The 26,411-nt window shown below is 72.6% G+C and carries 26 protein-coding genes; 9 read left to right on the top strand and 17 right to left on the bottom strand.

What is annotated here, in order from left to right; all coding sequences use genetic code 11:
- Window positions 1-127: 127 nt before the first annotated feature.
- Complete coding sequence (locus ACFYYF_RS34565) at window positions 128-1,765, bottom strand: cation acetate symporter (protein WP_361685640.1); 1,638 nt, start codon at window positions 1,763-1,765, stop codon at window positions 128-130.
- The gene (locus ACFYYF_RS34560) at window positions 1,762-2,118 is read right to left on the bottom strand and encodes a DUF485 domain-containing protein (protein WP_365487664.1); all 357 of its coding nucleotides are present in this window, start codon (window positions 2,116-2,118) and stop codon (window positions 1,762-1,764) included. The genes ACFYYF_RS34565 and ACFYYF_RS34560 overlap by 4 nt, the downstream gene beginning before the upstream one ends.
- A gap of 408 nt (window positions 2,119-2,526) precedes the next feature.
- Between ACFYYF_RS34560 and ACFYYF_RS34555 the strand changes: the two genes are divergently transcribed.
- Entirely contained in the window at window positions 2,527-4,053 is a 1,527-nt protein-coding gene (locus tag ACFYYF_RS34555) for a S8 family serine peptidase (protein WP_388781744.1), read from the top strand.
- 138 nt (window positions 4,054-4,191) lie between these two features.
- Entirely contained in the window at window positions 4,192-5,583 is a 1,392-nt protein-coding gene (locus ACFYYF_RS34550) for a CoA transferase (RefSeq protein WP_388781741.1), read from the top strand.
- A 49-nt stretch (window positions 5,584-5,632) separates the two neighbouring features.
- Here the strand turns inward: ACFYYF_RS34550 and ACFYYF_RS34545 are convergent, their stop codons facing one another.
- From ACFYYF_RS34545 to ACFYYF_RS34515, 7 genes are all read right to left on the bottom strand, one after another.
- On the bottom strand, window positions 5,633-6,676 hold the full coding sequence (locus ACFYYF_RS34545; RefSeq protein ID WP_388781738.1) for a zinc-dependent alcohol dehydrogenase family protein: 1,044 nt from the start codon (window positions 6,674-6,676) through the stop codon (window positions 5,633-5,635).
- Between the two features lie 40 nt (window positions 6,677-6,716).
- Window positions 6,717-7,388 carry a lysoplasmalogenase gene (locus tag ACFYYF_RS34540; RefSeq protein ID WP_365487676.1) on the bottom strand — a complete coding sequence of 224 codons (672 nt, stop codon included), beginning with the start codon at window positions 7,386-7,388 and terminating at the stop codon, window positions 6,717-6,719.
- The gene (locus ACFYYF_RS34535) at window positions 7,385-8,257 is read right to left on the bottom strand and encodes a sterol desaturase family protein (RefSeq protein WP_388781736.1); all 873 of its coding nucleotides are present in this window, start codon (window positions 8,255-8,257) and stop codon (window positions 7,385-7,387) included. Before ACFYYF_RS34535 ends, ACFYYF_RS34540 begins: the two co-directional genes overlap by 4 nt.
- Window positions 8,258-8,381: 124 nt before the next feature.
- Window positions 8,382-9,758 (bottom strand): amidohydrolase family protein, encoded by a 1,377-nt coding sequence (locus ACFYYF_RS34530; protein WP_388781734.1) that lies wholly within the window; start codon window positions 9,756-9,758, stop codon window positions 8,382-8,384.
- Entirely contained in the window at window positions 9,755-11,038 is a 1,284-nt protein-coding gene (locus ACFYYF_RS34525; protein ID WP_388781732.1) for an amidohydrolase family protein, read from the bottom strand. The genes ACFYYF_RS34530 and ACFYYF_RS34525 overlap by 4 nt, the downstream gene beginning before the upstream one ends.
- Before the next feature lie 9 nt (window positions 11,039-11,047).
- Window positions 11,048-11,932 carry an SDR family NAD(P)-dependent oxidoreductase gene (locus ACFYYF_RS34520; RefSeq protein ID WP_388781730.1) on the bottom strand — a complete coding sequence of 295 codons (885 nt, stop codon included), beginning with the start codon at window positions 11,930-11,932 and terminating at the stop codon, window positions 11,048-11,050.
- Entirely contained in the window at window positions 11,932-12,729 is a 798-nt protein-coding gene (locus ACFYYF_RS34515; protein ID WP_388781728.1) for an acetoacetate decarboxylase family protein, read from the bottom strand. The genes ACFYYF_RS34520 and ACFYYF_RS34515 overlap by 1 nt, the downstream gene beginning before the upstream one ends.
- Window positions 12,730-13,003: 274 nt before the next feature.
- Between ACFYYF_RS34515 and ACFYYF_RS34510 the strand changes: the two genes are divergently transcribed.
- The 6 genes from ACFYYF_RS34510 (at window position 13,004) to ACFYYF_RS34485 (ending at window position 19,223) form a co-directional block, all read left to right on the top strand.
- Window positions 13,004-14,248, top strand: coding sequence for a hypothetical protein (locus tag ACFYYF_RS34510; RefSeq protein ID WP_388781725.1), 1,245 nt, complete (start codon window positions 13,004-13,006; stop codon window positions 14,246-14,248).
- 2 nt (window positions 14,249-14,250) lie between these two features.
- On the top strand, window positions 14,251-15,249 hold the full coding sequence (locus ACFYYF_RS34505) for a DEDDh family exonuclease (RefSeq protein WP_388781722.1): 999 nt from the start codon (window positions 14,251-14,253) through the stop codon (window positions 15,247-15,249).
- 78 nt (window positions 15,250-15,327) lie between these two features.
- Window positions 15,328-15,561 (top strand): hypothetical protein, encoded by a 234-nt coding sequence (locus ACFYYF_RS34500; protein WP_078943477.1) that lies wholly within the window; start codon window positions 15,328-15,330, stop codon window positions 15,559-15,561.
- A 91-nt stretch (window positions 15,562-15,652) separates the two neighbouring features.
- Window positions 15,653-16,447, top strand: coding sequence for an SURF1 family protein (locus ACFYYF_RS34495; RefSeq protein WP_388781719.1), 795 nt, complete (start codon window positions 15,653-15,655; stop codon window positions 16,445-16,447).
- A 161-nt stretch (window positions 16,448-16,608) separates the two neighbouring features.
- Complete coding sequence (locus ACFYYF_RS34490) at window positions 16,609-18,438, top strand: glycoside hydrolase family 15 protein (RefSeq protein WP_388781717.1); 1,830 nt, start codon at window positions 16,609-16,611, stop codon at window positions 18,436-18,438.
- Between the two features lie 14 nt (window positions 18,439-18,452).
- A complete protein-coding gene (locus ACFYYF_RS34485) occupies window positions 18,453-19,223 on the top strand; it encodes an SDR family oxidoreductase (protein WP_388781715.1) in 771 nt (256 codons plus the stop codon).
- 379 nt (window positions 19,224-19,602) lie between these two features.
- Here the strand turns inward: ACFYYF_RS34485 and amaP are convergent, their stop codons facing one another.
- The 5 genes from amaP to ACFYYF_RS34460 form a co-directional block, all read right to left on the bottom strand.
- Window positions 19,603-20,190, bottom strand: coding sequence for an alkaline shock response membrane anchor protein AmaP (amaP, locus tag ACFYYF_RS34480; RefSeq protein ID WP_361685676.1), 588 nt, complete (start codon window positions 20,188-20,190; stop codon window positions 19,603-19,605).
- A complete protein-coding gene (locus tag ACFYYF_RS34475) occupies window positions 20,187-20,882 on the bottom strand; it encodes a DUF6286 domain-containing protein (RefSeq protein WP_388781712.1) in 696 nt (231 codons plus the stop codon). Before ACFYYF_RS34475 ends, amaP begins: the two co-directional genes overlap by 4 nt.
- Window positions 20,879-21,301: an Asp23/Gls24 family envelope stress response protein gene (locus ACFYYF_RS34470; RefSeq protein ID WP_361685680.1), complete on the bottom strand. Its 423-nt coding sequence runs from the start codon at window positions 21,299-21,301 to the stop codon at window positions 20,879-20,881. The genes ACFYYF_RS34475 and ACFYYF_RS34470 overlap by 4 nt, the downstream gene beginning before the upstream one ends.
- A gap of 3 nt (window positions 21,302-21,304) precedes the next feature.
- On the bottom strand, window positions 21,305-21,490 hold the full coding sequence (locus ACFYYF_RS34465) for a hypothetical protein (RefSeq protein ID WP_361685682.1): 186 nt from the start codon (window positions 21,488-21,490) through the stop codon (window positions 21,305-21,307).
- 82 nt (window positions 21,491-21,572) lie between these two features.
- Complete coding sequence (locus ACFYYF_RS34460) at window positions 21,573-22,058, bottom strand: Asp23/Gls24 family envelope stress response protein (RefSeq protein ID WP_361685684.1); 486 nt, start codon at window positions 22,056-22,058, stop codon at window positions 21,573-21,575.
- An 88-nt stretch (window positions 22,059-22,146) separates the two neighbouring features.
- Here ACFYYF_RS34460 and ACFYYF_RS34455 point away from each other — a divergent pair, with 88 nt between their 5' ends.
- Window positions 22,147-22,938 carry a nucleopolyhedrovirus P10 family protein gene (locus tag ACFYYF_RS34455; RefSeq protein WP_388781708.1) on the top strand — a complete coding sequence of 264 codons (792 nt, stop codon included), beginning with the start codon at window positions 22,147-22,149 and terminating at the stop codon, window positions 22,936-22,938.
- A 234-nt stretch (window positions 22,939-23,172) separates the two neighbouring features.
- Here ACFYYF_RS34455 and ACFYYF_RS34450 read toward each other — a convergent pair whose 3' ends face one another.
- The 3 genes from ACFYYF_RS34450 to ACFYYF_RS34440 all read right to left on the bottom strand — a co-directional run bounded on the left by ACFYYF_RS34450 (window position 23,173) and on the right by ACFYYF_RS34440 (window position 26,314).
- Entirely contained in the window at window positions 23,173-23,976 is an 804-nt protein-coding gene (locus ACFYYF_RS34450; RefSeq protein ID WP_388781705.1) for an enoyl-CoA hydratase/isomerase family protein, read from the bottom strand.
- 145 nt (window positions 23,977-24,121) lie between these two features.
- A complete protein-coding gene (locus ACFYYF_RS34445) occupies window positions 24,122-24,343 on the bottom strand; it encodes a helix-turn-helix domain-containing protein (RefSeq protein ID WP_006123601.1) in 222 nt (73 codons plus the stop codon).
- Window positions 24,344-24,715: 372 nt separating this feature from the next.
- Window positions 24,716-26,314, bottom strand: a complete 1,599-nt coding sequence (locus tag ACFYYF_RS34440) for an ABC-F family ATP-binding cassette domain-containing protein (RefSeq protein ID WP_361685691.1) — start codon at window positions 26,312-26,314, stop codon at window positions 24,716-24,718.
- Between the last annotated feature and the right edge of the window lie 97 nt (window positions 26,315-26,411).

Here is a 26,411-nt window from a genome sequence, read left to right as displayed (position 1 = left end):
GACGGGGCGGGCGGGGACAGCGGCCCGATCCCACGAGAGACGGCGCGGGCCCGTCGTAGGGTCCTACCAGTGGTGATCCACCGGTGGTCCGCGACGGGCCCGCGCGATGCCGGAGCCGAGGGCCTGGCTAGTGGGCTCCGGTGCCGGTCAGGGCACGGACCTCCAGTTCGGCGAACTTGCCGGCGTCGGGTTCCTCCTTGGACAGGAGGGTGCCCAGCCAGCCCAGCAGGAAGCCGACCGGGATGGAGATGAGGCCCGGGTTCTCCAGCGGGAACCAGTGGAAGTCGACGTCGGGGAACATCGAGGTGGGCTTGCCCGAGACGACCGGGGAGAAGAGCACCAGGCCGACGGCCGTGACCAGGCCGCCGTAGATCGACCAGAGCGCGCCCGCGGTGGTGAACCTCTTCCAGAACAGGCTGTAGAGGATCGTCGGCAGGTTGGCGGAGGCGGCGACCGCGAAGGCGAGGGCGACCAGGCCGGCGACGTTGAGGTCGCGGGCGAGGGCTCCCAGCAGGATGGACACGGCGCCGATGCCGACGGTGGCGTAGCGGGCGGCCTTCATCTCCTGCTTCTCCGACGCCTGCCCCTTCTTGATCACGTTCGCGTAGATGTCGTGCGCGAAGGAGGAGGACGAGGCGAGCGTCAGTCCCGCGACGACCGCGAGGATCGTGGCGAAGGCGACGGCGGAGATGGTGGCGAGCAGGATCGCGCCCCAGTTGGAGTCCACGCCGCCGAGATGGAGGGCGAGCAGGGGTGCCGCCGTGTTGCCCGCCTTGTTGGAGGCGACGATCTCGTCCGGCTTGATCAGCGCGGCGGCGCCGAAGCCGAGGGCGAGGGTCATCAGGTAGAAGGCGCCGATGAGGCCGATCGCCCAGATGACCGACTTCCGCGCGGTCTTGGCGGTGGGCACGGTGTAGAAACGGATCAGGATGTGGGGCAGGCCCGCGGTGCCGAGGACCAGCGCCAGGCCGAGCGAGATGAAGTCGAGCTTGGTGGTCGAGGTGGCGCCGTACTTGAGTCCGGGTTCCAGGAAGGGCGAGCCCTTGCCGCTGTTCTGGGCCGCGCTGCCGAGCAGGTCGGAGATGTTGAAGTGGAACTTCAGCAGGACGAGGAAGGTGAGCAGCAGGGCGCCGGCGATGAGCAGGACCGCCTTGACCATCTGCACCCAGGTGGTGCCCTTCATGCCGCCGATGGTGACGTACACGATCATCAGGACGCCGACGAGCGCGACGATGCCGATCTTGCCGCCGTCACTGGTGATGCCGAGGAGCAGCGAGACGAGGACGCCCGCGCCCGCCATCTGGGCCAGCAGATAGAAGATCGACACGACGATGGTGGAGGTGCCCGCGGCGGTACGGACCGGGCGCTGGCGCATGCGGTAGGCGAGGACGTCGCCCATCGTGTAGCGGCCGGAGTTGCGCAGGGGTTCGGCGACCAGGAGCAGGGCCACCAGCCAGGCGACCAGGAAGCCGATGGAGTAGAGGAAGCCGTCGTAGCCGAAGAGGGCGATCGCGCCGGCGATGCCGAGGAAGGACGCGGCGGACATGTAGTCGCCGGAGACGGCGAGTCCGTTCTGGAAGCCGGTGAACTGGCGGCCGCCCGCGTAGAAGTCGGCGGCGTCCTTGGTCTGGCGGCCGGCCCAGACGGTGATGACGAGCGTCGCGGCGACGAACACCGCGAACAGGGTGATGATCAGCGGGCGGTGCTCGCTCGCCTCGCCCGCGGCCAGCACGGTCGTGTGCGCGGTGGTCTGTACGGGGCTCATGCGCCGCCCTCCATCCGGGACTTGATGGCGTCGGCCTTGGGGTCGAGTCGAGTGGCCGCGTGCCGCGAGTACCACCAGGCGATGAGGAAGGTGGTGAGGAACTGGGCGAGGCCGAGCACCAGGGCGACGTTGACGTTGCCGAACAGCTTGGTGCCCATGAAGTCGCCCGCGTAGTTGGAGAGCAGGACGAACAGCAGGTACCAGAGGATGAATCCGACGGTCAGCGGGAAGGCGAAGGAGCGGTGCGAGCTGCGCAGTTCACCGAATTCGGCGCTCTCCTGCATCTCGACGAACTTTTCTGTGGACGGGAGCTCGGCTCCGGTCCTCGCGGGCGGTGGTGCGTCGGTGGCCACGGTGTCTCCTCGCGTTGCGGGTGCGGTTACGACGGTGGACGGGGGCAGGTCGGGGCCCGCGGACGGGGACGGTTCGGGTACGGACATGGGACTTCGACCTCACATCGACGTGCGTCACGTGACGGAGCGCTGTCGATCGCGTCCGCTCCGTGATCAGGGCCGGGGGCTCGATCGTCCACGGGCTCCCTGTCCAAGGTCACGGCGCCACGCGTGGCGCGGTTCAACTCGCCCGGCTTCTTTCGGAAGTCGCCGCCGCACGCCTCCGGCTTCTTTCTGAAGTCGTCGCCGCAAGTCATTGCTGGCCCGGCCGGCGGGAGGATAGCTTCGGCCTGCACCATTCCGTCATGTACCTGCCCGAGCACCATCCGTGTTCGGGCAGCTCCGTTTTCCGGATGATGTGGAGATCCCATGGCTCATCTGCGTTCCAGACACCGTCTCGCCCTCGCCGTGCCGGTCGTTCTGTCGCTCACCGCCTCGCTCGGCTTCCTGCCGGGCGTCGCGACGGCCACACCTCTCAGCACGCCCGCGGCGACGACCGCGGACGGACCGAACCTCTCCTACGTGGTCAACACGGCGGCGGACCACCGGACGATCGCGTCGGTGAAGAAGGCCATCGCGGCGGCCGGCGGCAGTGTCGTGATCGCGTACGAGCAGATCGGCGTGATCGTCGTCCACTCCGCGAACCCGGACTTCGGCCGGCAGATGCGGGCGGTACGAGGAGTGCAGTCGGCCGGTGCCACCCGCACCTCGCCGCTGAAGGCCGCGGGCACGACGGACGAGGGCGCGGCGCAGGTGCTGTCCGCCGCCGAGGCCGCCAAGGTGGCGAAGAGCGCCGACGCGGGCCAGGAGCCTCTCGAGGCCGACCAGTGGGACCTGCGCGCGATAGGCGCCGACAAGGCGGCCACGGTCAACCCCGGCAGCAAGAAGGTGACCGTCGCGGTGATCGACGTCGGCGTCGACGACACGCACCCCGACATCGCGCCGAACTTCTCCGCCTCGCAGTCCGCGAACTGCGTGGGCGGCAAGCCGGACACCACGTACGGGTCCTGGCGTCCGGTGGACGCCGACCACTACCACGGTACGCATGTCGCGGGAGAGATCGCGGCGGCCCGCAACGGCGTCGGGGTCGCGGGGGTCGCGCCGGGTGTGAAGGTCTCCGGCATCACCGTCGCCGAGCCCGACTCCACCCAGCTCTTCTTCCCGGAGAGCGTCGTGTGCGCGTTCGTGTTCGCCGCCGACCACGGCGTCGAGATCACCAACAACAGCTACTACGTCGACCCGTGGCTGTACAACTGCCTCGACGACCCCGACCAGAAGGCCATCGTCGACGCCGTCAACCGCGCCCAGCTCTACGCCCAGCGGAAGGGCACGCTGAACGTCGCGGCGGCGGGCAACTCCAACGACGACCTCGACTCGGACGCGCTGACCGACGACTCCAGCCCCGACGACTCGACCGCCACGACGCGGACGGTCGACCCGCACAAGTGCTTCGACATTCCGACCCAGTTGCCCGGTGTCGTCACGGTCTCCTCGACCGGCGTCAAGGGCGCCAAGTCCTACTTCTCCAGCTACGGCAAGGGTGTCGTCGACGTCGCGGCGCCCGGCGGCGACCGCTACCAGATCCCTGACACGCCCTCGGGCAACGGCCGCATCCTCTCCACGCTGCCGAACAACACGTACGGCTTCCTCCAGGGCACCTCGATGGCGACCCCGCACGTCGCCGGAGTGGCCGCTCTGCTGAAGTCCAAGTACCCCTGGGCGACGCCCGCCCAGCTCCAGCTCCTCCTCAAGGTCCAGGCGGACAACCCGGGTTGCCCGGCCGAGCCGTACGACGGCAACGGCGACGGTGTCGTCGACGCGACCTGCGTGGGCGGCAAGCACGTGAACGGCTTCTACGGAGCCGGCATCGTCAACGCCCTGCGGGCCGTCAAGTAGCGCCTGCCGAAACCCCCGTGGCCCCGGCCGCCGCCTTGTGCGGCGGCCGGGGCCACGCGCCATCGGCCACGCGCCGTCGGCCACGCGCCGTCGGGGCCGCCTCCCGTGTTGATCGCGTCCACACCGCATAGTGCCGTCATGACGCATACACCGACCGCCGCTGTGTGGGACGAGCTGGGCGGAGACCCCACGCTGCTCTCCGGGATGTCGACCGTGGCACGGGCGGGGGCGCTGGAGGCCGTCCTGCCCGTACGTGAGCTGGCGCGGGCCTGCGTGGGTGCCTGCGCGCTGGCCGCCGCCGAGCTGGGGGCCCTGCGGGCGGGGCTCGCGCGGGTTCCGCGGGTGAGCGTGGACGACGGCGCCGTCGCCACCGCCTTCGTCAGCGAACGGCATCTGCGCGTGGACGGGCGCGCGCCGCTGAACTTCGCGCCGCTGTCCCGGTTCTGGCGGACCGCGGACGGCTGGGTGCGGACGCACGCGAACTATCCGCACCACCGGGCCCGGCTGCTGGCCGCGCTGGGCGCCGCGGACGGCGCGAGCCCGGAGGACGTGGCCGCCCTGCTCACCGGGCGCTCCGCGCGGGAGATCGAGGAGACCGTGTACGCGGCCGGCGGTCTGGCCGTCGCGCTGCGCACGCCGCAGGAGTGGGCGGCGCACGACCAGGGCCGCGCGCTGGCGGAACGCCCGCTGATCGAGTGGGGCGGGCCGGTCGGCGGCCGCGGGCGAGGGCTCGGTCCGCTGTCCGGCGGGGGGCCGCTGTCGCCCGCCGCCGGGGTGCGGGTGCTGGATCTGACGCGGGTCATCGCGGGTCCCGTCGCCACCCGCACGCTCGCCCTGCTGGGCGCCGACGTGCTGCGCGTGGACGGGCCGCGGCTGCCCGAGGACCCGGACGCCCACGCGGACACGGGCTTCGGCAAGCGGTCGGCGCTGCTGGACCTGGCGGCCGACCGCACCGCCTTCGACGAGCTGCTGGCGTCGGCGGACGTGGTCGTCACCGGATACCGGCCGGGCGCCCTGGACCGCTTCGGACTCTCCCCCGAGGCGCTGGCCGAGCGCCGTCCCGGCCTCGTGGTGGCCCAGGTGTCGGCGTGGGGCGCGTACGGGCCCTGGGGCGGGCGGCGGGGCTTCGACAGCCTGGTCCAGGTGGCCACCGGGATCGCGGTGACGGAGGGTTCGCCCGGACGGCCGGGCGCACTGCCGGCGCAGGCCCTCGACCACGGCACCGGGTACCTGCTGGCGGCGGCCGTCCTGCGCGCGCTGACCGAGCGGGAGCAACGAGGCCACGGCCGCGTCGTACGACTGGCCCTGGCCCGCACGGCCCTGTGGCTGACGAACGGGATCGGGCGGGAGCAAGTGCCGGAGGGCTCTGTGGGTGAGGCGTACGGGGGTCCTGACTTCTGGCTGTCGGAGCGGGACAGCCCCCTCGGCCGCCTCGTCCACGCCCTGCCGCCGGTCTCCTTCGCGGGCGGACCCGCCGACTGGTCACGCCCCCCGGGGCGCTGGGGGACGGACACGGCCCGCTGGAGCTGAGGGATCGCGGGCGCCGGGCGGAGCTGCCGGCGCCCGCGATCGCCGCGGGTCAGGAGGTGACGAGGACCTTCAGCGCGGTGCGCTCGTCCATCGCCTTGTAGCCCTCCGGCACGCCGTCCAGGCCGACGGTCATGTCGAAGACCGGCGACGGGTCGATGGTGCCGTCCAGGACGTCGGGCAGCAGCTCGGGGATGTACGCGCGCACCGGGGCGACCCCGCCGCGCAGGGCGATGTTCCGGTCGAACATGACGCCCAGGTCGAGGCCCGTTCCGCTGCCGTGGGGCACTCCGACGAAGCCGATCGCGCCGCCGTCGCGGGTGATGTTCACGGCCGTGCTCATGGACTGCTCGGTGCCGACCGCCTCGACGACGCAGTGCGCGCCCTGGCCGCCGGTCAGCTCGCGGACGGCCGCGATCGCCGCCTCGCCGCGCTCGGCGACGACGTCCGTGGCGCCGAAGCGGCGCGCGATGTCGGTGCGGACCTGGTGACGGCCGAGCGCGATGATCCGCTCCGCGCCGAGCCGCTTGGCCGCGAGCACGGCACACAGGCCGACGGCGCCGTCGCCCACGACGGCGACGGTCGAGCCCTTGCGGACACCGGCGCCCAGGGCCGCGTGGTGGCCGGTGCCGAGGACGTCGGAGAGCGTCAGCAGAGCGGACAGCAGGTGGTCGTCGGAGGCCGCCTCCTTGGGCAGCTGGACGAGGGTGCCGTCCGCGAAGGGGACGCGTACGGCCTCGCCCTGGCCGCCGTCGTAGCCGACGGAACCCCAGAAGCCGCCGTGCACGCACGAGGTGGTGAGCCCGTCCCGGCAGTAGTCGCACACGCCGTCGGACCACATGAACGGCGCCACGACCAGGTCGCCGCGCCGGACGCCGGTCACCGCGGAGCCCGTCTCCTCGACGACGCCGAGGAACTCGTGCCCGATCCGCTGGCCCGGCTGCCGGGCCGCCTCGCCGCGGTAGGCCCACAGGTCGCTGCCGCAGATGCAGGAACGCAGCACCCGCACGATCGCGTCGGTGGGCAGCTGCACCATGGGCTCGGGCACCTCCTCCACACGCATGTCGAACGGGGCGTGGATGGTGGTGGCGCGCATGGCGAGGATCCTTCTCGTCTGGAGCGTGGGTGAGATGCGCTCAGGGGGTGGTTGAGCGCATCTCACCGTACGCCGCCGCGGGCACGCGTCGCGCGCCGAGGGGGTCGAGCACGCCGCGTACCAGGAGAAACTGGGCCGCGATGTACGTGAGCATGATCCAGAAGGCAGCCTGCGGAAGCTGCGGCCAGTCGGCGACGCCGGTGGCGATCAGCGTGTCCGAGAGCATGAAGAGCGCGCCGCCGAGCGCCGCGACGGGCCCGAGGCGCGTGGCCCCGTACGCCATCGCGGTCAGCAGGAGGCTGTAGCCCGCGACGGGGACGCGCAGCCCGGCCGGCAGCCCGGGCCACAGCAGCACGACGAGGACGACGAGCGCGGTGGCGTAAGCGCCGGCGAGCCGCAGGTCCCGTACGCGTGCCGTCCGGCGGAAGAGCACGAGGTAGCAGACGTGTCCCGCCGCGAAGGAGGCCATGCCCGCGAGGAAGGCGGGGTCGGCGTCGGACATGAGCGCCAGGTCGCCGCACCAGCCGAGGAGCAGGGCCGCGAGGAGCAGCCGGGGTGCGCCGCGCACGCCCGCGTGGGCGGCGAGCAGCGGCATCAGGAGCGGCTTGGCGATCCGGTGCCCGGGGTCGAATCCGGCGAGCAGCGAGAGGAGGTCGGCGGCCGCCGCCAGCGCGAAGCAGACGAGCAGGACGCGCGCGGTGCGCGGGCTCACGCGACGGGCTCCGCGGCCGGGGCCTCGGCGGCGGCCGACGGCGCGGGCTGCCAGCCGGGCCCGCCGAGGAGCCGTCCGGCGCGCTCGCGCCAGTTCGCCGCCGCCCGCAGGTCGCGGGCGATGGCGGTGTACTCGTGGGTGGCCACGCGCAGCGGGTTGTACGTGGAGATGTTCTTGGTGAGCCCGTAGACGGGCCGTTCGGTCTCCGCGACGAACGATCCGAAGAGCCGGTCCCAGACGATGAGGATGCCGCCGAAGTTGCGGTCCAGGTAGCCGCCCTGGGAGGCGTGGTGGACGCGGTGGTGGGAGGGCGTGTTGAGGGCGAACTCGAACCACCGGGGCAGCTTGTCGATGCGCTCGGTGTGGATCCAGAACTGGTAGACGAGGCTCACCGACGAGCAGAACGCGAGCGCGGCCGGGTGCACCCCGAGCGCGACCATCGGGAGGTAGAACGGCCACGACGTCCAGCCGGTCCAGGGCTGGCGCAGCGCGGTGGTGAGGTTGAACTTCCTGCTGGAGTGGTGCACGACGTGGCAGGCCCACAGGAGGCGGATCACGTGGTGGCCGCGGTGGGACCAGTAGTAGAAGAAGTCCTGGGCGAGCAGCATCAGCGGGATCGTCCACCACAGGACGGGCACCCGCAGCGGCGTCAGTTCGTAGAGCGCCGTGTAGATCGCGACGATCGGGATCTTCCACAGGAAGTCGAAGAACAGGCTGCCCAGTCCCATGCCGAGGCTCGTCGCGGCGTCCTTCTTCTCGTATCCCGCGGCGTCCTCGTCCGGATGGATCCGGACGCTGATCATCTCGATCACGGCGAGGAGGATGAACGCGGGTATCGACCAGAGCACGACATCGGGCAGGTTCGGCATGGGTGAACCGTAGATGCGCTGGTGGGCCGCGTACAGAGGCTGTTACCAACAAGTATTACCGGCGGTACGCGCTTACTTCTCGGCGATCTCCGCCAAGTGCGGTCGCGCGGGGCGCCGTACGCGCTCACCACACGCGCACCGAGCCTCCCCTCGCGAACACCGGGCTCGTCGCGTCGGCGGGCGGGGTGTCCAGCGGTTCGGCGATCTCGGCCACCGTCGGGCCGGACTTGGCGGCGATCTCGTCGAGGTACGCCAGGTCGAAGCCGTAGACGCGGGCCGCGTTGCCGCCGACCATGGCGGCGACCTCGGCGCGTGGCAGCCCCGCGTAGGCGAACCGCAGTCCCTCCCGGGTGTAAGGGTGGGTGCCTTCGTCGTGCGGGTAGTCGCTGCCCCACATGATCTTGTCGAGGCCGATGCGGTCGCGCAGCGGCACCTCGTGCGGACGCATGAAACTGGCCCCGACGAAGCAGTTCTCGCGCCAGACCGCGGAGGGGCGCTCGCCCATAGTCGCGGCCAGTCCCGCGCCGAACTTCGACTCGGCCGTCGACGCCCGGCCCGCCGCCGCGACCAGCCGCCGGTGGTAGTAGTCGAGCATGTCGAGCACCCCGGGGATCCAGCCCGAGCCCTGCTCGGTCAGCACCAGTCTCAGACCGGGGTGCCGGCGGAACGCGCCGCCGAACACCAGGTGCCACAGCGCGCGGTGCGAGAACCAGGTCGTCTCCACCATGTAGACCGCGCGGGCGGCCGGTTCGTCCCCGAGCGGCGGCGAGGCGGAGCCCGCGTGGTGGTTCACCGGGACGCCCAGTTCGGCGCAGGCCGCCCAGATCGGGTCGTACGCCGACGAGTACAGCTCGGGCAGGCCCGAACCCGGGGGTGTGCCGGGCAGCAGCAGGCCGCCCTTGAGGCCCGCGGCCGCCGACCGGTGGATCTCCTCGACCGCCGCGTCGGCGTCGTTCAGGAGGATCTGGAAGACGCCCGCGCGCCGGCCGGGCGCCGCCGCGCAGAAGTCGGCGAGCCAGCGGTTGTGGGCCCGCAGCCCCGCCCAGCGCCGCTCGAACTCCGCCGCCGTCGGGGCCGGTGCCATGAGGGAGCCCGACGGGAAGAACGGCGGGATGGTGTTCGGGAAGACCACCTCCGCGACGACGCCGTCCTCCTCCAGTTCCGCGAGCCGCCGGGCGGAGTTCCAGTTCCGGTCGGCGGTGTCGGCGAGCAGGTCCTCGTAGGGGTTGACGTAGACGGCGGCCCAGGCGTCGAAGTCGTCGTGGTACCGGCGCTCCAGATACGGCTTGTAGTCGAGGAGATCGGCGCCCGCGTGACAGTCGGCGGAGATGACGGTGTAGCGGTCCTCGACGGCCGGGCGGTCTCCGGCGGCCGGGCGCTCCCCCGCGGACGTACGGTCCCCCGCGGACGTACGGTCCCCCGCGGACGTACGGTCCCCCGCGGTCGTACGCTCCTCGGCCGCCGTGCGGTCTCTGGCCGCCGTGCGCTTCCCGGCTGTCATGGGGTCACCCCCAGTACGGGGAAGTCGTGGTCCGTCAGCCAGTGGCGGCCCACCTCGCGCGAGCGCGCCCAGGACGCCTCGACCGCCGACTGGTCCTCGTCCTGGCCCAGTTCGGCCGGGGTCGGTCCGATCCGCCGGGCGATCGGGGCCAGTTCGCCGACGTCGAAGCCGAACACCTCGGCCGCCGAGAGGCCGAGCATGCGGCGGGTCTCCGCCACCGGGATGTCGTGGAAGGTCCTCGCCAGCCAGGCCCGGGTGTCGGGCCAGGTGCCCTCGGGGTGCGGGAAGTCGCTGCCCCAGAGGATGTTGTCGACGCCGATCTCGTAACGCTGGGCGAGTTCACGGCGCTTGGTGTTGGTCGCGCAGACGAAGACCTGCCGGTCCAGGTACTCGTGCGGGGGCCGCTTCAGCTCCGCGAAGGGCGACAGCTTCTTGCCGCCGTGCGCGCCCAGATACAGCCGGTCCATGAACCACAGCAGGTTGGGAAGCCACCAGCAGCCCGACTCGGCGACGCCGAACCGCAGCCCCGGGTGCCGTTCGAAGACCCCCGACCAGAGCAGGAACCACAGGGGGCGCGCGGGCCACCAGGTCACCTCGGAGACGTAGATCCCGAGGTGGTCGCCGTACTCGTGGCGCGGCGCCGCGCCGGAGTGGGTGAGCACGGGCATCGCGCACTCGGCGGCCGCCGCCCACACGGGGTCGTAACGGCGGTCGTGGTAGGGCTCCTTGTCGACCCACATGGAGGGGATCATCAGCGCGCCGAGACCCGACTCCTTGGCGCGGTACACCTCGGCGACGACCCGTCCGGTCTCGCCGGTGACCGGCAGCAGGGCGACCCCGCAGTGCCGTTCGGGGTGCTCGGAGACGAAGTCGGCGAGCCAGCGGTTGTGGGCCTGCGCGCCCGCCATGCCGAGTCCGGGGTCCTGGTCGCCGGACAGGCCGAGGCCCACGCCGAACGGGGCCGCGGTGCGGCTGTCCACGGCGTCCGCGTCGGGGAAGACGACCTCGGCCGCCACTCCGTCGCCGTCCAGCTCCTTCAGGCGCTGCGCGGTGTCCCAACCTCCGCGCAGACCTTCCTCGTTGTCCTGGAACCACTTGTCGGCGAACGCCTCGTTGCGGATGCCGAGGCGGTTCATCTCCTCACGGCGCCGGCCCTGGCCCGCGAGGAACTCGTCGAAGTCCCGGTGGAACCGGGAGTCCAGATAGGGCCGGTACTCCTCGGTGGGAAGCCCGGCATGGCAGTCGGAGGAGATGATCAGATACGGGTCCTGTTCGCTCACCGCGCCCCCTCAGTCGAGGATGAAACTTTCCAGGTACGACGGATCGGCCCTCTCGAGCATCGACCGCGACCGCGCCCGGATCTGCCGGTCGCTGTGCTCGCTCTCGGGCAGCAGCCAGAAGCGGCCCGCACGGATCCCCTCGGCGACGAGGTCGGCGACCTCCTCGACGGGGGTGAACCGCACCTCCTGGCCCGCCTCGTTCATCGCGGCCTCCCACTGGTCGAGGCTGCGGTACGGGGTCCTGCGGGGCCGCTCCTTCGCGTACCGCGCTGGCCGGTTGCGGTGCGACTCCCACAGACCCGTGCGCAGCATGTGCGGTCCCGGGAACAGCACGGAGGCACCCACGCGCGCGTGCTCCGCCTTCAGATGCGCGTACAGCGACTCGGTCATCGTCACCACGGCCGCCTTGGTGACGGCGTACACGGAGGCGGTGGGCAGCGGGGCGATCCCGCCGTCCCCGGACGAGGTGTTGACCACGTGGCCGGGCTCGCCGCCGGCGAGCATCCGGGGCACGAACGCCTGGACACCGTGGAAGACACCCCACACGTTGACGGCGAACGCCCACTTCCAGTCGTTCGGGTCGTGCTGCCACATCCGGCCCTCGGCGCCGGAGCCGACACCGGCGTTGTTGCACAGGACGTGCACCGCGCCGTACGTGGCGTACACGTCCTCGGCGAGCGCGAGGACCTCGGAGCGCTCCGAGACGTCGACCACGCGCGCCAGGACGTCGGCACCGTCCTCGCGCAGCTCCCCCGCGGCCTTGTCCAGCGCGCCCTCCTCGACGTCGGCGAGGACCACTCTCAGACCGTCCGCCGCGAACCGCCGGGCCATCGCGAGCCCGATGCCGCTCGCCGCGCCGGTGACGACGGCGATCTGTCCCGCGCGCAGCTCCATCAGACGCTCCCCTCGGGAGGACCGTCGAGGATCTGCCGCGGATCGTCGTAGCGCTGGTGGATGTACGGCAGCAGGGCCCGCGCGCTGACGCGTTCGGCGACCCTGCCCTTCTGGTCGGTGGTCTTCTCGCCGACGGTGATCTCCAGCAGCCTGCGTACGGGCAGATCGGCGACCGGGTCGTACATCGACTCGCGCAGGACGACGTCCCCGGTGACGCGCTCCAGCCTGCGGACCTTCTCGTCGCGTACGCAGTGCACGAGGACGGGGTCGGCGTCGAATCCCGAACCGTCCACCGCGGGGAGGAACTTGAAGTAGAAGTCGGTCTTCCGCGCGGGTTCGGGCAGCGGCAGGGACCCGCTCACCGCGCCGCGCACCTCGACGAAGGCGATGCCGTGCCGGGCGAGGACGGCCCGTACGACGAGCCCGTCGCGCTCGACGGTCACCTCGCCGAGCTTCTTGGGCTCCCCGAAGACCTCGCGGCCGCCGGTCAGGGCCCGCTCGTGGGTCATCGGCATGACGAGCGGATACCAGCCCTCGACGTCCTCGTGCGCGGCGGCGACGGCGAACGATCCGGCGCCCAGCGGGTATCCGGGCAGATCGACCTTGCTGATGTTCACCCGCACCAGCGGGCGCGCGGTGGGCTTCAGCGGGGGCGGCAGGACCGCCGCGACCGCGTCCGGATCGCTCTCCCAGAGGGCCACCACACCGGTCGACCAGATGTCCGGCAGCCGGGAGCCCGCGGCGCGCGCGGCCTCGATCTCCGCCTCGGTCCGCGCGCCGTACCTCACTCGTGCCATGTCCGTACCGCCCTTCGTAGGCGCTACCTGCTGGGGCGCGGAGCACGCTTGCACCGCACGGGTAAAAGGTCCATAGCCGTGCGCCGCCGGAAGCTCAACGACCCTTCGTGCGAACCCTGTTCGGAGGCGGGTCGGCCGCTCGCCGGGGCCCGTCCGGAACCGGAACGGCCGCTCGCGGAGGCCTGTCCGGGAACGTCCGCTCCCGGGGCCCGTCCGCGAGCCGAAGGCCCTGGCGCTCGGGAACCTTCCGCTGGACCGGCGCACGCACGCGGCCGTGCGCCCGCTGCCCGCCGCGCACCTCACCACGGCGACGGACGTGCTGCGGCTGCTGCAGGTCTGGCCGGGCCGCGAGGCCGACCTCCTCGAACCGCGCCGCCTGCTTTCTCTGCCCCGCCCGCTGCGCCGCGAACTGCTCGCCGTGCTCGACGGGTTCACGGCCGCGTCGCTGGTCGAGGACGTGCTGCGGCATCCGCTCGGCTGGAAGCGCGCCGCCGGGATCCTGCACCCGTACGAGCACCACGAGCGGCATTCGAAGGCCGCCCTCGCCCTCGCCGTGCTGCGTGCCACCGACACCTCGGCCACACCCCTGGGCGAGGCCCTGCTCCGCACCGCGGCCGCGTACCCGGAGGCGGTGCGGATCGACGGCACGCGAATCAGGCCGGAACAGGCCCTGCGGGACGGGGACTTCCCCGGCGCGCTCGGCCTGCTCGCACGGCGGCCGGGCGAACTGCTGCGCAGGCTCGACCACCTGCTGCGCCTGCACGACCGGGAGGAGCTGCCCGCCGGGTTCGCCGACACCCTGCGGCGGGTGCTCCCGGGGGCCGGTCCCGGTCCGCCGCCGGCGGCGCTCGGCCGGGAGGGCGACTCGCGCATCCACGTGCCCCTGCTGGTCGACCTGGAGCGCCGCACGTTCCTGTGGACGGACCTGCATCTGCCGGCCTCCGAGGGCTTCCACGGCGTGTACCGGCACGGCGCCGACCTCGGCCGCGTCGGCCGGGACCTGTTCCAGTACTTCACGACCGGCCGTACGTCGCTGTGGGACCTGGCGGTGTGGCACGCGGCGGCCCGTACGGAGGAGGCCGTGGTGGTCCGGCGGGCACGGTCGGGCGGCGAACTGTGGCACTACGCGCGCGGGAGGGCGAGAGCGCCCGGCCTTCGCCGCCCGCGTACGCGCCCTGGAGCGCACCGAGCGGCGGAGCCCGGCCGGGGACGCCGACGCGCTCGCCGCCGGGGAGGCCGCGAAGAGGCACGTCCTGCTCGCCCTGGTGCACGGCGGCGTCGCCCCCGAGGGCACGAGCGGATCGGTGTACCGGCTGCTGCCCGGACCGGTCGACGGCTGCGGTCGGACTCCGCTGACGGCGGGGGACCTGGTGGCGGCGCTGGGCTGAGCGCGTCAACACCGGTCCCGCCGGACCCGGTTGCGGGGCCCTGGCGCGCCCGGCCCGGTGGAGGGCCGACCGGGGTGTGTGATCCGGAAGGCGGGGGCTGGTATGTCAGTCGGGGCCCGTATCCTCATTGACCATGCTCGAAGACCTCACGACCGCAGCGTCCCCTGCCTCCTGGCCGGCCGCGTATCCGCAGGGATACGCGGTCGTCGACGTGGAGACCACAGGACTGGCCCGCGACGACCGGATAATCTCCGCCGCCGTCTACCGCCTGGACGCGCGCGGCGAGGTCGAGGACCACTGGTACACGATGGTCAACCCGGAGCGGGACCCGGGCCCGGTGTGGATCCACGGTCTGACGAGCGACATGCTCGAAGGCGCGCCGCTCTTCCGGGACGTGGCCGAGGAGTTCGCCGACCGGCTCGCGGGGCGCGTGCTGGTCGCGCACAACGCGGTCTTCGACTGGTCGATGATCGCGCGGGAGTACGCCCGTGCGGACCGTGAGGCACCGGTGCGTCAGCGCCTGTGCACCATCGCGCTCTCCAAGGAGCTGGGCCTGCCGCTGCCCAACCACAAGCTGGAGTCGCTGGCCGCGCACTTCGGTGTCGTGCAGCAGCGGGCGCACCACGCGCTGGACGACGCGCGCGTGCTGGCCGAGGCGTTCCGGCCGAGCCTCGCGGCCGCCGCGGAGGGCGGGGTGCGGCTGCCGCTCCTCGAATGCCTGCCGCTCAAGGAGTGGTCGGACAGCCCCGCGGCTCCGCGGATCGGACGGCAGTCCGGGGGGTACGGGTCCGGCGGCTACCCGTCGGGGAGTTGGCGTCCCTCCCGCAAGCGCCCCGCCTGCCCTTATCCGAACCCCGGGCGGTACACGGCGGACAAACCGCTCAAGCAGGGCATGCGGGTCGCGTTCTCCGGGGACACCTCCGTCGACCGCGAGCTGTTGGAGGACCGTGCCGTCGAGGCCGGGCTGCATGTCGCGACGAGCCTGTCCCGGCTCACCAGCCTGCTGGTGACCAACGACCCCGACTCCGGCACCTCAAAGGTGGCCAAAGCGCGGCAATTCGGTACACCCGTGGTCGACGAGGCCGCGTTCGGGCAGCTCCTGCGTGACGTCGAACCCGCATCGGAGGAGTGACGGGCGTACGGGTGATTGACGGACGACTCGCCCCGCGCCCGCTCGCCCCCACCGCCCCGGCACCCCACCCTGTGGCGCATGGCGAGATGCGAAGTATGCGGCAATGACTACGGAATGACCTTCGAGGTGCACGCGCAGGGCGCCGTGCACGTCTTCGACTGCTTCTCCTGCGCGATCCACCGGATGGCCCCGATCTGCGAGCACTGCCGTGTGCAGGTCATCGGCCAGGGCGTCGAGGTCGAGGGCCACTGGTACTGCGGCGCGCACTGCGCCCGCGCGGAGGGGAAGGCGGGGATCGTCGACAAGGTCTGAGCCCCGGCCCGTCCCCCCGGACGGGGCGGCGCGCGGCCCCCGACGGGACCCTCCCGTCGGGGGCCGAATCGTGCCGAGTACCGTCAATGGGGTGTACCGCTTCCTGTTGACCCGCCAGTGGGTGATCCTCACCCTCGTGGCCCTCGCGCTCATCCCGACGATGATCGAGCTGGGCTTCTGGCAGCTCCACCGGCACGAGCACAAGGTCGCCCTGAACAAGGTGATCTCCGACTCGCTCGCCGCGAAGCCGGTGCCCGTGGAGACGGCCACCACGCCGGGCCGGCAGATCCGGGACGACGACCTGTACCGCCGGGTGACCGCGAAGGGCCGCTTCGACACCGCGCACGAAGAGGTCGTCCGCCGCCGCACCAACGCGGACGGCGAGGTCGGCTACCACGTCCTGACCCCGTTCGTCCTGACCGACGGCCGCGTCCTCATGGTCAACCGGGGCTGGGTCCCGGCGGACGGCGCGCAGACCGCCTTCCCGAAGATCCCGGCCCCCGCCGCGGGCGAGATCACCGTCACCGGCCGGCTGATGGCCGACCAGACGACCGCCGACAGCGGCATCAAGAACGTCCGGGGCCTGCCCGACCGTCAGGTCATGCTGATCAGCAGCGAGCAGGAGGCACGGCGGCTCGGCAAGCAGGTCCTCGGCGGCTACATCGAGCAGACCGCGCCCGCGCCCCGGGGCGGCTCCCCCGAGCTGATCCCCGACCCCGAGCACAGCGACATCGGCCCGCACATGGCCTACGCGATCCAGTGGTGGCTCTTCTCCGCGGGCGTTCCCTTCGGCTGGGTCGTCCTGGTCCGCCGCGAGCGCCGCGACCGGGCGGAGGCCGCCGCCGCCGCGCAGAGCGCACCGGAGGCGGAACCGGCGGGCGTGTAGACCGGCGGGCCTGCAGACCGGCAGGTGTGCAGACCGGCAGGCTCGTAGACCGGCGGGGGTACGCCGCGGGGGCCCGCGGTTGCCCGTCCGGCCGCGCCCCGGAAGGCCACGCCACTCTGGCGGCCCGATTGACCGTCACCCCGGTCGGGAACCCGTCCAGCGTGCACCGACACATCGAGGACTACGCGCTCATCGGGGACGAACAGACCGCCGCTCTGGTGAGCCGCGACGGCTCCGTCGACTGGCTGTGCCTGCCCCGCTTCGACTCCGCGGCATGCTTCGCGGCCCTGCTGGGCGACGAGGACAACGGTCACTGGCGGATCGCGCCCGAGGGTGCGGGCGCGTGCACCCGGCGGGCCTACCGCCCGGACACCCTCGTGCTCGACACCGAGTGGGACACCGACGAGGGCTCGGTCCGGGTGACCGACCTGATGCCGCAGCGCGAGCACGCCCCCGACGTCGTACGCGTCGTCGAAGGCCTCAGCGGCCGGGTCCGGATGCGCAGCCTGCTGCGGCTGCGGTTCGACTACGGCTCGGTCGTGCCGTGGATGCGCCGCTCGGACGGCCACCGGGTCGCGGTCGCCGGGCCGGACTCGGTGTGGCTGCGCAGCGAGCCGCCCGTGCACACGTACGGCAAGGACTTCCGCACCCACTCGGAGTTCACCGTGGAAGCCGGCGACAAGGTCGCCTTCGTCCTGACCTGGCACCCCTCGCACCGGCCCCGGCCGCCCCTGTGCGATCCCTTCGAGGCACTGGAGACCAGCGTCCAGGACTGGAGGGCGTGGGCGGCGCGCTGCCGCTACGACGGGCCGCACCGGGACGCCGTCGTCCGCTCCCTGATCACCCTCAAGGCCCTCACCTACGCACCGACCGGCGGGATCGTCGCCGCTCCCACCACCTCACTGCCCGAGGAACTCGGCGGCGTCCGCAACTGGGACTACCGCTACTGCTGGCTGCGCGACTCCACCCTCACCCTCGGCGCGCTCCTGTCGGCCGGCTACCACGAGGAGGCCGAGGCCTGGCGCGACTGGCTGCTGCGCGCGGTCGCCGGCGACCCGGCGGCCCTGCAGATCATGTACGGCCTCTCGGGTGAACGCCGGCTGTCGGAGTACGAGATCCCCTGGCTGTCCGGCTACGCGGACTCCTCACCCGTCCGGGTCGGCAACAGCGCGGTCGAGCAGTTGCAGCTCGACGTGTACGGCGAGGTCATCGACTCGCTGTCGCTCGCCCGGCGCTCGGGCCTGCCGTCCCGGCCCCACATGTGGCGGGTGGAGTGCGCCATGATGGAGTTCCTCCGGGTGGCGTGGCGGCAGCCGGACGAGGGAATCTGGGAGGTCCGCGGCCCGCGCCGGCACTTCGTGTACTCGAAGGTGATGGCCTGGGTGGCCGCCGACCGCGCGGTACGCACCCTGGAGGACGACCCGAGCCTCGACGGCGACATCGAGGGCTGGCGGGCCATGCGCGACGAGGTGCACCGGGAGGTGTGCGAGCGCGGCTTCGACCCCGTCAGGAACACCTTCACGCAGTCCTACGGCTCGCCCGAACTGGACGCCTCCCTGCTGCTCATCCCGCGCGTGGGCTTCCTGCCGCCCGACGATCCGCGGGTGGTCGGCACGGTCGACGCGGTGCGCGCGGAACTCGCCCGCGACGGTTTCCTGGTGCGTCGCTACAGCACCACGACGACGGCCGACGTCGACGGGCTCCCCGGCGACGAGGGCACCTTCGTCGTCTGCTCGTTCTGGCTCGCGGACGCACTGCATCTGACGGGCCGTACGCGGGAGGCGCGCGAGCTGTTCGAGCGGCTGGTCGGTCTCACCAACGACCTGGGGCTGCTGTCCGAGGAGTACGACCCCGTCGCGGGCCGGCAGCTCGGCAACTTCCCGCAGGCCTTCAGCCACATCGGCCTGGTGGTGTCCGCCCTCAGTCTGTTCGGCGTCGACGAGACGGCCGACGGGACAGGTGGAGCGCCGGGAGCCGCGTCACCTGGATAGGGGAGGATGGGGCCATGGATCTTGGACTGAAGGATCGTGTGTACGTCGTCACGGGAGCCACCCGGGGCCTGGGCAACGCCGCCGCGCGCGAACTCGTCGCCGACGGCGCCAAGGTGGTCGTCACCGGACGCGACGAGAAGACTGCGGCCGACGCCGCCTCCGCGCTCGGCCCGAACGCGCTCGGCCCGAACGCGGTCGGCGTCGCGGCCGACAACGGCGCCGCCGGGACCCCGGCCCGGCTCGTCGCGAGCGCCCGTGAGCACTTCGGCGGCTTCGACGGCATCCTGATCAGCGTCGGCGGACCGCCGCCCGGGTTCGCCGCGGACAACACCGACGAACAGTGGACGGTGGCGTTCGAGTCGGTCTTCCTCGGTGCGGTGCGGCTGGCCCGTGCGGCCGCCGAGGAGCTCGGCGAGGGGGGTGTCATCGGCTTCGTGCTCTCCGGCTCGGTGCACGAGCCCATCCCCGGGCTCACCATCTCCAACGGTCTGCGTCCGGGCCTCGCCGGCTTCGCCAAGTCCCTCGCGAACGAGCTGGGTCCGCGCGGCATCCGCGTCGTGGGGCTGCTGCCGTCCCGCATCGACACGGACCGCGTCCGCCAGCTCGACGGTCTGTCCGCCGACCCCGAGGCCACCCGGGCGGCCAACGAGTCCCGCATCCCGCTGCGCCGCTACGGCGCCCCGGAGGAATTCGGCCGCACAGCCGCGTTCCTCCTCTCCCCCGCCGCGTCCTACCTGACAGGCATCATGCTCCCGGTGGACGGCGGAATGCGCTCCGGCTTCTAGAACCACCCCGGGCCCGGCACGAGGCACCCCGGGTTCCCGAAACCCCTGCCCGCCACGGCGGACCACCGAGCCGGACACACCAGAACTCAGGACGGGTACCGGACCCCGAGGGGCAGGCCGGAAGGCCGGACGGGTTCCAGCCCCCTGGCGAGGCGCGACGGGTCCGAACCGGGCACAGCGGGACGCCGGGCGGGCACCCCCGGCGAGGCGCGGCGGAAACGTCGCGCGGGTCCGGACCCCCGGCCGGGCACGGCGGGGCGCCGGGCTCGTACCGGGCCCCCGGCGGGACGCGGCGGGGCGCCGGGCTCGTTCCGGCACCCGGCGGGGCGCGGTGGAAACGCCGGGGTTGTTCCGGGGCCCCGGTGAGGCCCACGGCCTGTCAGGTCACTCGTTCTGCTGCGTGCTTCGCGGCGCGCAGTCGTACCTCCGCCGGGAGTGCGGCGAGGCCGGCCGAGTCCCGGGCGTGCGTCAGCGCCTCCGCGGTCAGCTGCCGCAGCGCCTGCCCGGGGTCGACGTGCGGTTCCAGCAGGAGCCGCACCCGCGCCTCGGGCAGGGTGCGCCGCCCGGTCAGGTGGACGCGGGCACGGCCGACGCCGCCCAGCCGGGCCGACTCGGCGGCCAGCACGCCCTCCAGGGCCCGCCCGCGCAGCAACGCGCCCGCGCCGTCACCGGTGTCGACGAGCACGTCGGCCAGCCGCCGGCGCCGCACGACGGCGACCAGCCACCACAGGGCGAGCAGCAGAAGCACCGCGAGCGCGGCGATGACGACGGGCCACCACCAGCCCTGGTCGCGCCACTTGGTCCGTTCGGCGGTGCTGAGCAGCACGTCGTGCCGCCCGTCGTGGATCCACCACGACGGCGGCCGTACGCCGAGTCCGACGGCGAGCACGGAGCCGCCGAGGACGAGCAGCACGAGCCCGATGAAGCCGATCAGCACGCGGTTGACGATCCGCAGCACGGACCTCACCCCTTCCGTCCGGGGCGCGCGACACGCACCGCGAGGGCGGGCGACCGGGACAGCCCCAGCCCCCTGATGCCGTCGGCGAGCGTGGTGTCGAGGTCGGCGCGCACGTCGTCCAGTTCACGGAAGTGCGACAACGCGCGGACGTCGACCTTCCGGCGCTTCACGCGCACACGGACCGACTGCACACCGGCGACCTCCATGGCCCGGTCGCGGAGCGCCATCGCGGCGGCGTCCCGGTGCAGTCCGGCCCGGACGTCGGCGTGGGTGCGCCGCATCGGCAGCACGTCCCGCAGTCCCGGTGTGGCCGCCAGGACGATCAGCCAGAGACCCACGGCGGCGGCGATCCCGGCGCCGACGAGCACCGCGGTGTCGTCCAGCGGCCGTTCGGCGAGCTGATCGGCCAGCCAGGTCCGCCAGCGCAGCGCGGACCGTCCGGCGCGCACGGCCACGACGTCGTACAGGAAGGCGCCCGCGGCGACGAGGAGCAGGAGCGCGAGGATGCCGGCGGGGACGCGGCGCGCGGACCAGAACCGGCCCTGGCGGCCGTCCTCGTCGCCGGCGTTGCCCAGCGGTTCGTAGGCGGCGGCGGAGGCCGACTGCCCGAGGGCTCCCGCTCCGTCCCCCGTCTCCGGCTGCTCCGTCTTCTCCAGTACGGGAATCTTGCGGGTGTCCTCGGAGCCCTGGGGCTCGCTCATTGCGTCCTCCCCTTCGCCGCGCCGGGCCCGGGCGTCAGATGCAGCCGCTCCACCTGGACGGCCACCTCGGGCACTTCCATCCCCGCCAACGCCTCTACCCGCTCGGCGACATGACGACGCACCTCGCCGCACTGGGCCCCGATGTCGGCGGGGTAGCCGAGTTCGAGGCTGACCCGGACCCGGGCGCTGTGCGTCGGGGTGCCGTCCGTCCCGCCGGAGCCGGACGCCTGGCGCCGTACGACGACCGTGGCGTGCGGGGGCACGGCGTCGGCGGGCAGGGGAGGCAGCGCCTCGCGCGCCGCCCGCGAAGCGATCTTCGCGACGACGCGGTCGGCGATCCGGGTGGCCCCGCGCTCGGGCGGCGGGACCCTCGCGAGGCCCGGCCCGGTCTCACCGAGCCGGTCGACATGACCTGGCACGCGTCACCGCCGCCGGTCGTCACGGGCACGGAAGAAGTCGCCGATGTCCATGTCCCCCTCCAGGAACCGTCCGACGACGAACCCGACGGCCCCCAGGGCGGCCACCAGGAGGAAGGCGCCGAAGCCGCCGAAGTACCCGGCGAAGGCCAGCGCCATTCCGGCGATCATGCCGATCACGGCCATGCTCATGATGCGCTCCTCAGCAGTCGGTGGCCGCGTGATCACTCATGGTGCGGTGGCCGGTCGTCCAGGGGTTCCGGCGGCCCGGGGGTCACTGGAGCCGGGACTCCGGCTCCTCTTCCTCTTCCTCGGGAAGCTTCACATCACTCACCGCGATGTTGACTTCCACCACTTCGAGCCCCGTCATGCGTTCGACGGCGGAGATGACGTTCTCGCGCACGGCATGCGCCACGTCGGAGATCGACACGCCGTAGTCGACGACGATCTCCAGGTCGAGCGCCGTCTGCAGCTCTCCGACCTCGGCCTTCACACCCCGCGTCACGGACTTGGTGGAACCGCCCGGCACCCGGTCCCGTACCGCTCCGAAGGTGCGGCTCAGCCCGCTGCCCATCGTGTGGACACCGACCACGTCACGGGCCGCGAGCCCCGCGATCTTCTCCACGACACCGTCGGCGATCGTGGTCCGTCCCCGCGTGGCGGGATCTCCGCCGCCCCGCCTGGTGGGCTTACGGGTCTGCTGGGGCTCCTTCTCGGTGTCAGGGCTGTCCGTCCGGTTCCGCTCGGTCATGTCGGTCATCGCCGTTACGTCCCTTTCGGTCGTCCTCCTGTGCTCACAGTAGGTCGGGTCGCGCGGTCCCGCGCCGTGGATGGGGCACGCTGGAGCAATGACGGCGGACCGGTGGACGCAAGTGGTACGGCAGCGGCTCGGGCTCGGCAGGCTCCTGCCGCTGGGACTCGCGCTCGACGGCGCGTGGATCACCGAGGAGGCGGCCGGGTCGGTGCTGCGGCGCGAGACGGCGGCCGTCGAGGGGGTGCGGCTCGGGGCGCTGCGGATCGCGCTCGCCGACCCGGACCGGGCCGGTACGCCGGCCGTGCCGCCCCCGCCCAGCGCGCTGCCGCCCGGTCCGCTGCGCGTCACCGCGGAGTTCCGGGCCTCGGCGGATCCCACGGCCCTGGGCGTCGAGCCCCTTCCGGCCGTCGCGGCCCGGCTGCGGCTCGCCGTGGTGTCCGCCGCGACACGGCTCCTGGGTCTCGACGTCGCGGAGGTGGACCTGCGGGTGACGGACCTGCTGGAGGACGAGGACGAGGTCTCCTCGGCGGGGCCGGCGGGCACGGACCGGGGCGAGCCGGTGGCCGTACGGGGCGACGGCGTGAGGCCGGCGCCCGCGCCGAGGGACCCCGAGGAGGCCGGGATCGCGGCGGCGGTTCTCGCCGTCCCGGGAGTCACCCGTCTGACGGACTCCCTGGGCCGTCCGGTCCACGTCGAGAGCACGCCGCCCGACACGGAACCCGCCCTGCCGCGCCGCCACATCCGCGTCGAGCTGGAGGTCGCCGGGGACGAACGCGCGGTGGACGTGGCACGGGCCGTCAGGGCCGCGGTCACCGAGGCCGTACGGGACACCCCGTCCGTGGCGGTACTGGTGACCGCCGTGAGCGAGGACACCGGCCCCGGCTGACCGCGACGAACGAGGGCTCCGGCCCGTCGGGCGGCTGTGACCCTCGTACGACGGGGTGTCCGGTCCGCACGGAGGCGTGCACGCCCGCACAGCGAGATGCCCCATCCGCGCGGCGAGGTGCAGCGCACGTACGGCAGGCACGCAGCCCGCACGGCAGGTGCCCCGCTCGTTCGGCGCGTCGGCCCGGCCGTGCGGTGGGGCACCCCGTCGTCCGGGGGCCTCGGGGCGGAGGGGCTAGTCGCCCACGCCGGCGAGGTCGCGGAGCCTGCGGGCCTGGGAGGCGCGTTCGGCGGTGCGCTGCTCCTCGTACGTCCGCTCCTGGGCCCCGCGCAGCAGCGCCTTCGTCTCGATCACGGCGTCCCTGGGCGCGGCCAGCAGCGCCGAGGCCAGGTCGCCGACCGCGGCGTCGAGCTGCTCGCCGGGCACGGCGAGGTTCGCGAGCCCGGTGCGCTCGGCCTCCTCGGCCAGGACGAAGCGGCCCGTGGCGCAGATCTCCAGCGCACGGGCGTACCCGACGAGGCCGACCAGCGGGTGCGTCCCCGTGAGGTCGGGCACCAGGCCGAGGCTGGTCTCGCGCATGGCGAACTGCACGTCGTCGGCGACGACGCGCAGGTCACAGGCGAGGGCGAGCTGGAACCCCGCACCGATGGCATGTCCCTGAACGGCGGCGATGGACACGATGTCGCTGCGCCGCCACCAGGTGAACGCCTCCTGGTACTCGGCGATGGTCGCGTCGAGTTCGGCTTCGGAGCCGCGCGCGAGGTCGATGAACGACGGTTCCCCGTCGAACCCCTCGGGCGTGAACGCCTGCCGGTCGAGCCCCGCGGAGAACGACTGCCCCTCGGCGCGCAGGACGACCACCCGGACGGAACCCGGCAGTGACCGCCCGGCCTGCGTCAAGGCCCGCCAGAGAGCAGGACTCTGGGCATTGCGCTTGGCCGGATTGGTCAGGGTCACCGTGGCGATCGCGTCGTCGACGGTGAGCCGTACGCCGTCCTTGTCGAGTACCGGGTCGAGATCCTTGTCGTGCGAAGCCATGGGCTGCCTCCGATGGGTGCGGTCGGATCAGACGCGCACCTCGCGAAGACACGAGGAACGCACCTAAGTGACTGCACAGTAACCACCCGGCCGGTCGCCCGACCGACCGGGTGGTCACCACCGAAGCCGATGGGGACGCCCGGCCTCAGGCCGAGGCGGCCTTCTTGCCCCGCGTCGCACCGCCACGCCCTCGGAGCGTGACACCCGACTCGCTGAGCATCCGGTGGACGAAGCCATACGAGCGGCCGGTCTCTTCGGCCAGCGCTCGAATGCTCGCACCGGAGTCGTACTTCTTCTTCAGGTCTGCCGCGAGCTTGTCGCGCGCGGCGCCGGTAACCCGGCTGCCCTTCTTCAGAGTCTCGGCCACCCGGTCCTCCTCATGGGAAGTGCGCTCTGGACTCTCATGATCACCCCTTTCGGGCGTCATGGCCACCCATTCGGCAAGGTCCGTAAGACAAGGTTTTGACGACAGGAGCCCGTCCCCACGAACGGAATCAGGGATTCCGCACGATGTCGCCGGTACCGCCGAACGGGTTCGTCCACGAAGTACCTGGTCAGCGACGCAAGACGGCCGAGCCCTTGGGAAATAAGGACTCGGCCGTGAAATCGATGTACGACACACCTCGGTACGAGGAGATCTCACACAGATGATGGATCACGGATCGGCCGAATGATCCATACGCAGTGGATCACTCCATCGATCGCGCGGCGCGGACCCCCTCCCGGAGGCCGCGCGGGGTCAGGCGAGGGCCACCAGGTCGGCGTAGTCGGCGCCCCACAGGTCCTCGACGCCGTCCGGCAGCAGGATGATCCGCTCCGGCTGGAGCGCCTCGACGGCACCCTCGTCGTGGGTGACGAGGACGACGGCACCCTTGTAGGTGCGCAGCGCGCCGAGGATCTCCTCGCGGCTGGCCGGGTCGAGGTTGTTCGTCGGCTCGTCGAGCAGCAGCACGTTCGCCGAGGAGACCACGAGGGTCGCGAGGGCGAGCCGGGTCTTCTCGCCGCCGGAGAGCACACCGGCCGGCTTGTCGACGTCGTCGCCGGAGAACAGGAACGAGCCGAGCGTCTTGCGGACCTCGACCAGGTCGAGGTCCGGGGCGGCGGAGCGCATGTTCTCCAGGACCGTGCGCTCGGGGTCCAGGGTCTCGTGCTCCTGCGCGTAGTAGCCGAGCTTGAGGCCGTGGCCCTCGACGACCTCGCCGGTGTCGGGCGCCTCGGCACCGCCGAGGAGCCGCAGGAGGGTCGTCTTGCCGGCGCCGTTCAGGCCGAGGATGACGACGCGGGAGCCCTTGTCGATGGCCAGGTCGACGTCGGTGAAGATCTCCAGCGAGCCGTACGACTTCGACAGGCCCTCGGCCATGAGCGGGGTCTTGCCGCAGGGCGCGGGCTCCGGGAAACGCAGCTTGGCGACCTTGTCGGAGACGCGGACGGACTCCAGGCCGGCGAGCAGCCGGTCGGCGCGCTTGGCCATGTTCTGCGCGGCGACCGTCTTGGTGGCCTTGGCGCGCATCTTGTCGGCCTGCGCGTTCAGCGCTGCGGCCTTCTTCTCCGCGTTCTGCCGCTCGCGCTTGCGGCGCTTCTCGTCCGCCTCGCGCTGCTGCTGGTACAGCTTCCAGCCCATGTTGTAGACGTCGATCGTGGAGCGGTTGGCGTCCAGGTAGAACACCTTGTTCACGACCGTCTCCACGAGGTCGACGTCGTGGGAGATCACGATGAAGCCGCCGCGGTAGGTCTTCAGGTAGTCGCGCAGCCAGACGATCGAGTCGGCGTCGAGGTGGTTCGTCGGCTCGTCGAGCAGCAGGGTGTCGGCGTCCGAGAAGAGGATGCGGGCCAGCTCGATACGGCGGCGCTGACCGCCGGAGAGCGTGTGCAGGGGCTGGCCGAGCACGCGGTCGGGCAGGTTGAGCGCGGCGGCGATCGTCGCGGCCTCGGCCTCGGCGGAGTACCCGCCCTTGGTGAGGAACTCCGTCTCCTGGCGCTCGTACTGCCGCAGGGCCTTCTCGCGGGTGGCTCCGGAGCCGTTGGCGATGCGCTGTTCGTTCTCGCGCATCTTGCGGATCAGCACGTCCAGGCCGCGGGCCGACAGGACGCGGTCGCGGGCGAGGACGTCGAGGTCTCCGGTGCGCGGGTCCTGCGGGAGGTAGCCGACCTCGCCGGAGCGGGCGACCGTTCCGGCGGCGGGCTGCCCCTCGCCCGCGAGGACCTTGGTGAGGGTCGTCTTGCCCGCGCCGTTGCGGCCGACCAGGCCGATGCGGTCGCCCTTCGTGATGCGGAAGGTGGCGGACTCGATGAGGATGCGGGCGCCGGCGCGCAGCTCGATACCGGAGGCGGAGATCACGGACAGACTCCAGAGCGATGGGGAGGTGGCGGGGTGGGCGGCTGAGGCGTTCCCGCCGTCTAATGCGCGAGGAGAATGGCCATGGGCCAAGTCTAAC

This window comes from Streptomyces sp. NPDC001914 (assembly GCF_042891215.1).
Lineage (GTDB): Bacteria > Actinomycetota > Actinomycetes > Streptomycetales > Streptomycetaceae > Streptomyces.
The sequence above is the reverse complement of the archived record's forward strand: the minus strand, read 5'-3'. Positions and strand labels throughout refer to the sequence as shown.

Excerpts from the sequence above, each read along its gene's own strand:
- ACFYYF_RS34455 (WP_388781708.1), top strand. The coding sequence starts at position 22,147 with ATGACGGCGGACCGGTGGACGCAAGTGGTACGGCAGCGGCTCGGGCTC.
- ACFYYF_RS34450 (WP_388781705.1), bottom strand. The coding sequence starts at position 23,976 with ATGGCTTCGCACGACAAGGATCTCGACCCGGTACTCGACAAGGACGGC.
- ACFYYF_RS34500 (WP_078943477.1), top strand. The coding sequence starts at position 15,328 with ATGGCGAGATGCGAAGTATGCGGCAATGACTACGGAATGACCTTCGAG.
- ACFYYF_RS34565 (WP_361685640.1), bottom strand. The coding sequence starts at position 1,765 with ATGAGCCCCGTACAGACCACCGCGCACACGACCGTGCTGGCCGCGGGC.
- ACFYYF_RS34535 (WP_388781736.1), bottom strand. The coding sequence starts at position 8,257 with ATGCCGAACCTGCCCGATGTCGTGCTCTGGTCGATACCCGCGTTCATC.
- ACFYYF_RS34485 (WP_388781715.1), top strand. The coding sequence starts at position 18,453 with ATGGATCTTGGACTGAAGGATCGTGTGTACGTCGTCACGGGAGCCACC.
- ACFYYF_RS34520 (WP_388781730.1), bottom strand. The coding sequence starts at position 11,932 with ATGGAGCTGCGCGCGGGACAGATCGCCGTCGTCACCGGCGCGGCGAGC.
- ACFYYF_RS34555 (WP_388781744.1), top strand. The coding sequence starts at position 2,527 with ATGGCTCATCTGCGTTCCAGACACCGTCTCGCCCTCGCCGTGCCGGTC.
- ACFYYF_RS34475 (WP_388781712.1), bottom strand. The coding sequence starts at position 20,882 with ATGAGCGAGCCCCAGGGCTCCGAGGACACCCGCAAGATTCCCGTACTG.
- ACFYYF_RS34505 (WP_388781722.1), top strand. The coding sequence starts at position 14,251 with ATGCTCGAAGACCTCACGACCGCAGCGTCCCCTGCCTCCTGGCCGGCC.
- ACFYYF_RS34545 (WP_388781738.1), bottom strand. The coding sequence starts at position 6,676 with ATGCGCGCCACCACCATCCACGCCCCGTTCGACATGCGTGTGGAGGAG.
- ACFYYF_RS34530 (WP_388781734.1), bottom strand. The coding sequence starts at position 9,758 with ATGACAGCCGGGAAGCGCACGGCGGCCAGAGACCGCACGGCGGCCGAG.
- ACFYYF_RS34460 (WP_361685684.1), bottom strand. The coding sequence starts at position 22,058 with ATGACCGACATGACCGAGCGGAACCGGACGGACAGCCCTGACACCGAG.
- ACFYYF_RS34465 (WP_361685682.1), bottom strand. The coding sequence starts at position 21,490 with ATGAGCATGGCCGTGATCGGCATGATCGCCGGAATGGCGCTGGCCTTC.
- ACFYYF_RS34550 (WP_388781741.1), top strand. The coding sequence starts at position 4,192 with ATGACGCATACACCGACCGCCGCTGTGTGGGACGAGCTGGGCGGAGAC.
- ACFYYF_RS34515 (WP_388781728.1), bottom strand. The coding sequence starts at position 12,729 with ATGGCACGAGTGAGGTACGGCGCGCGGACCGAGGCGGAGATCGAGGCC.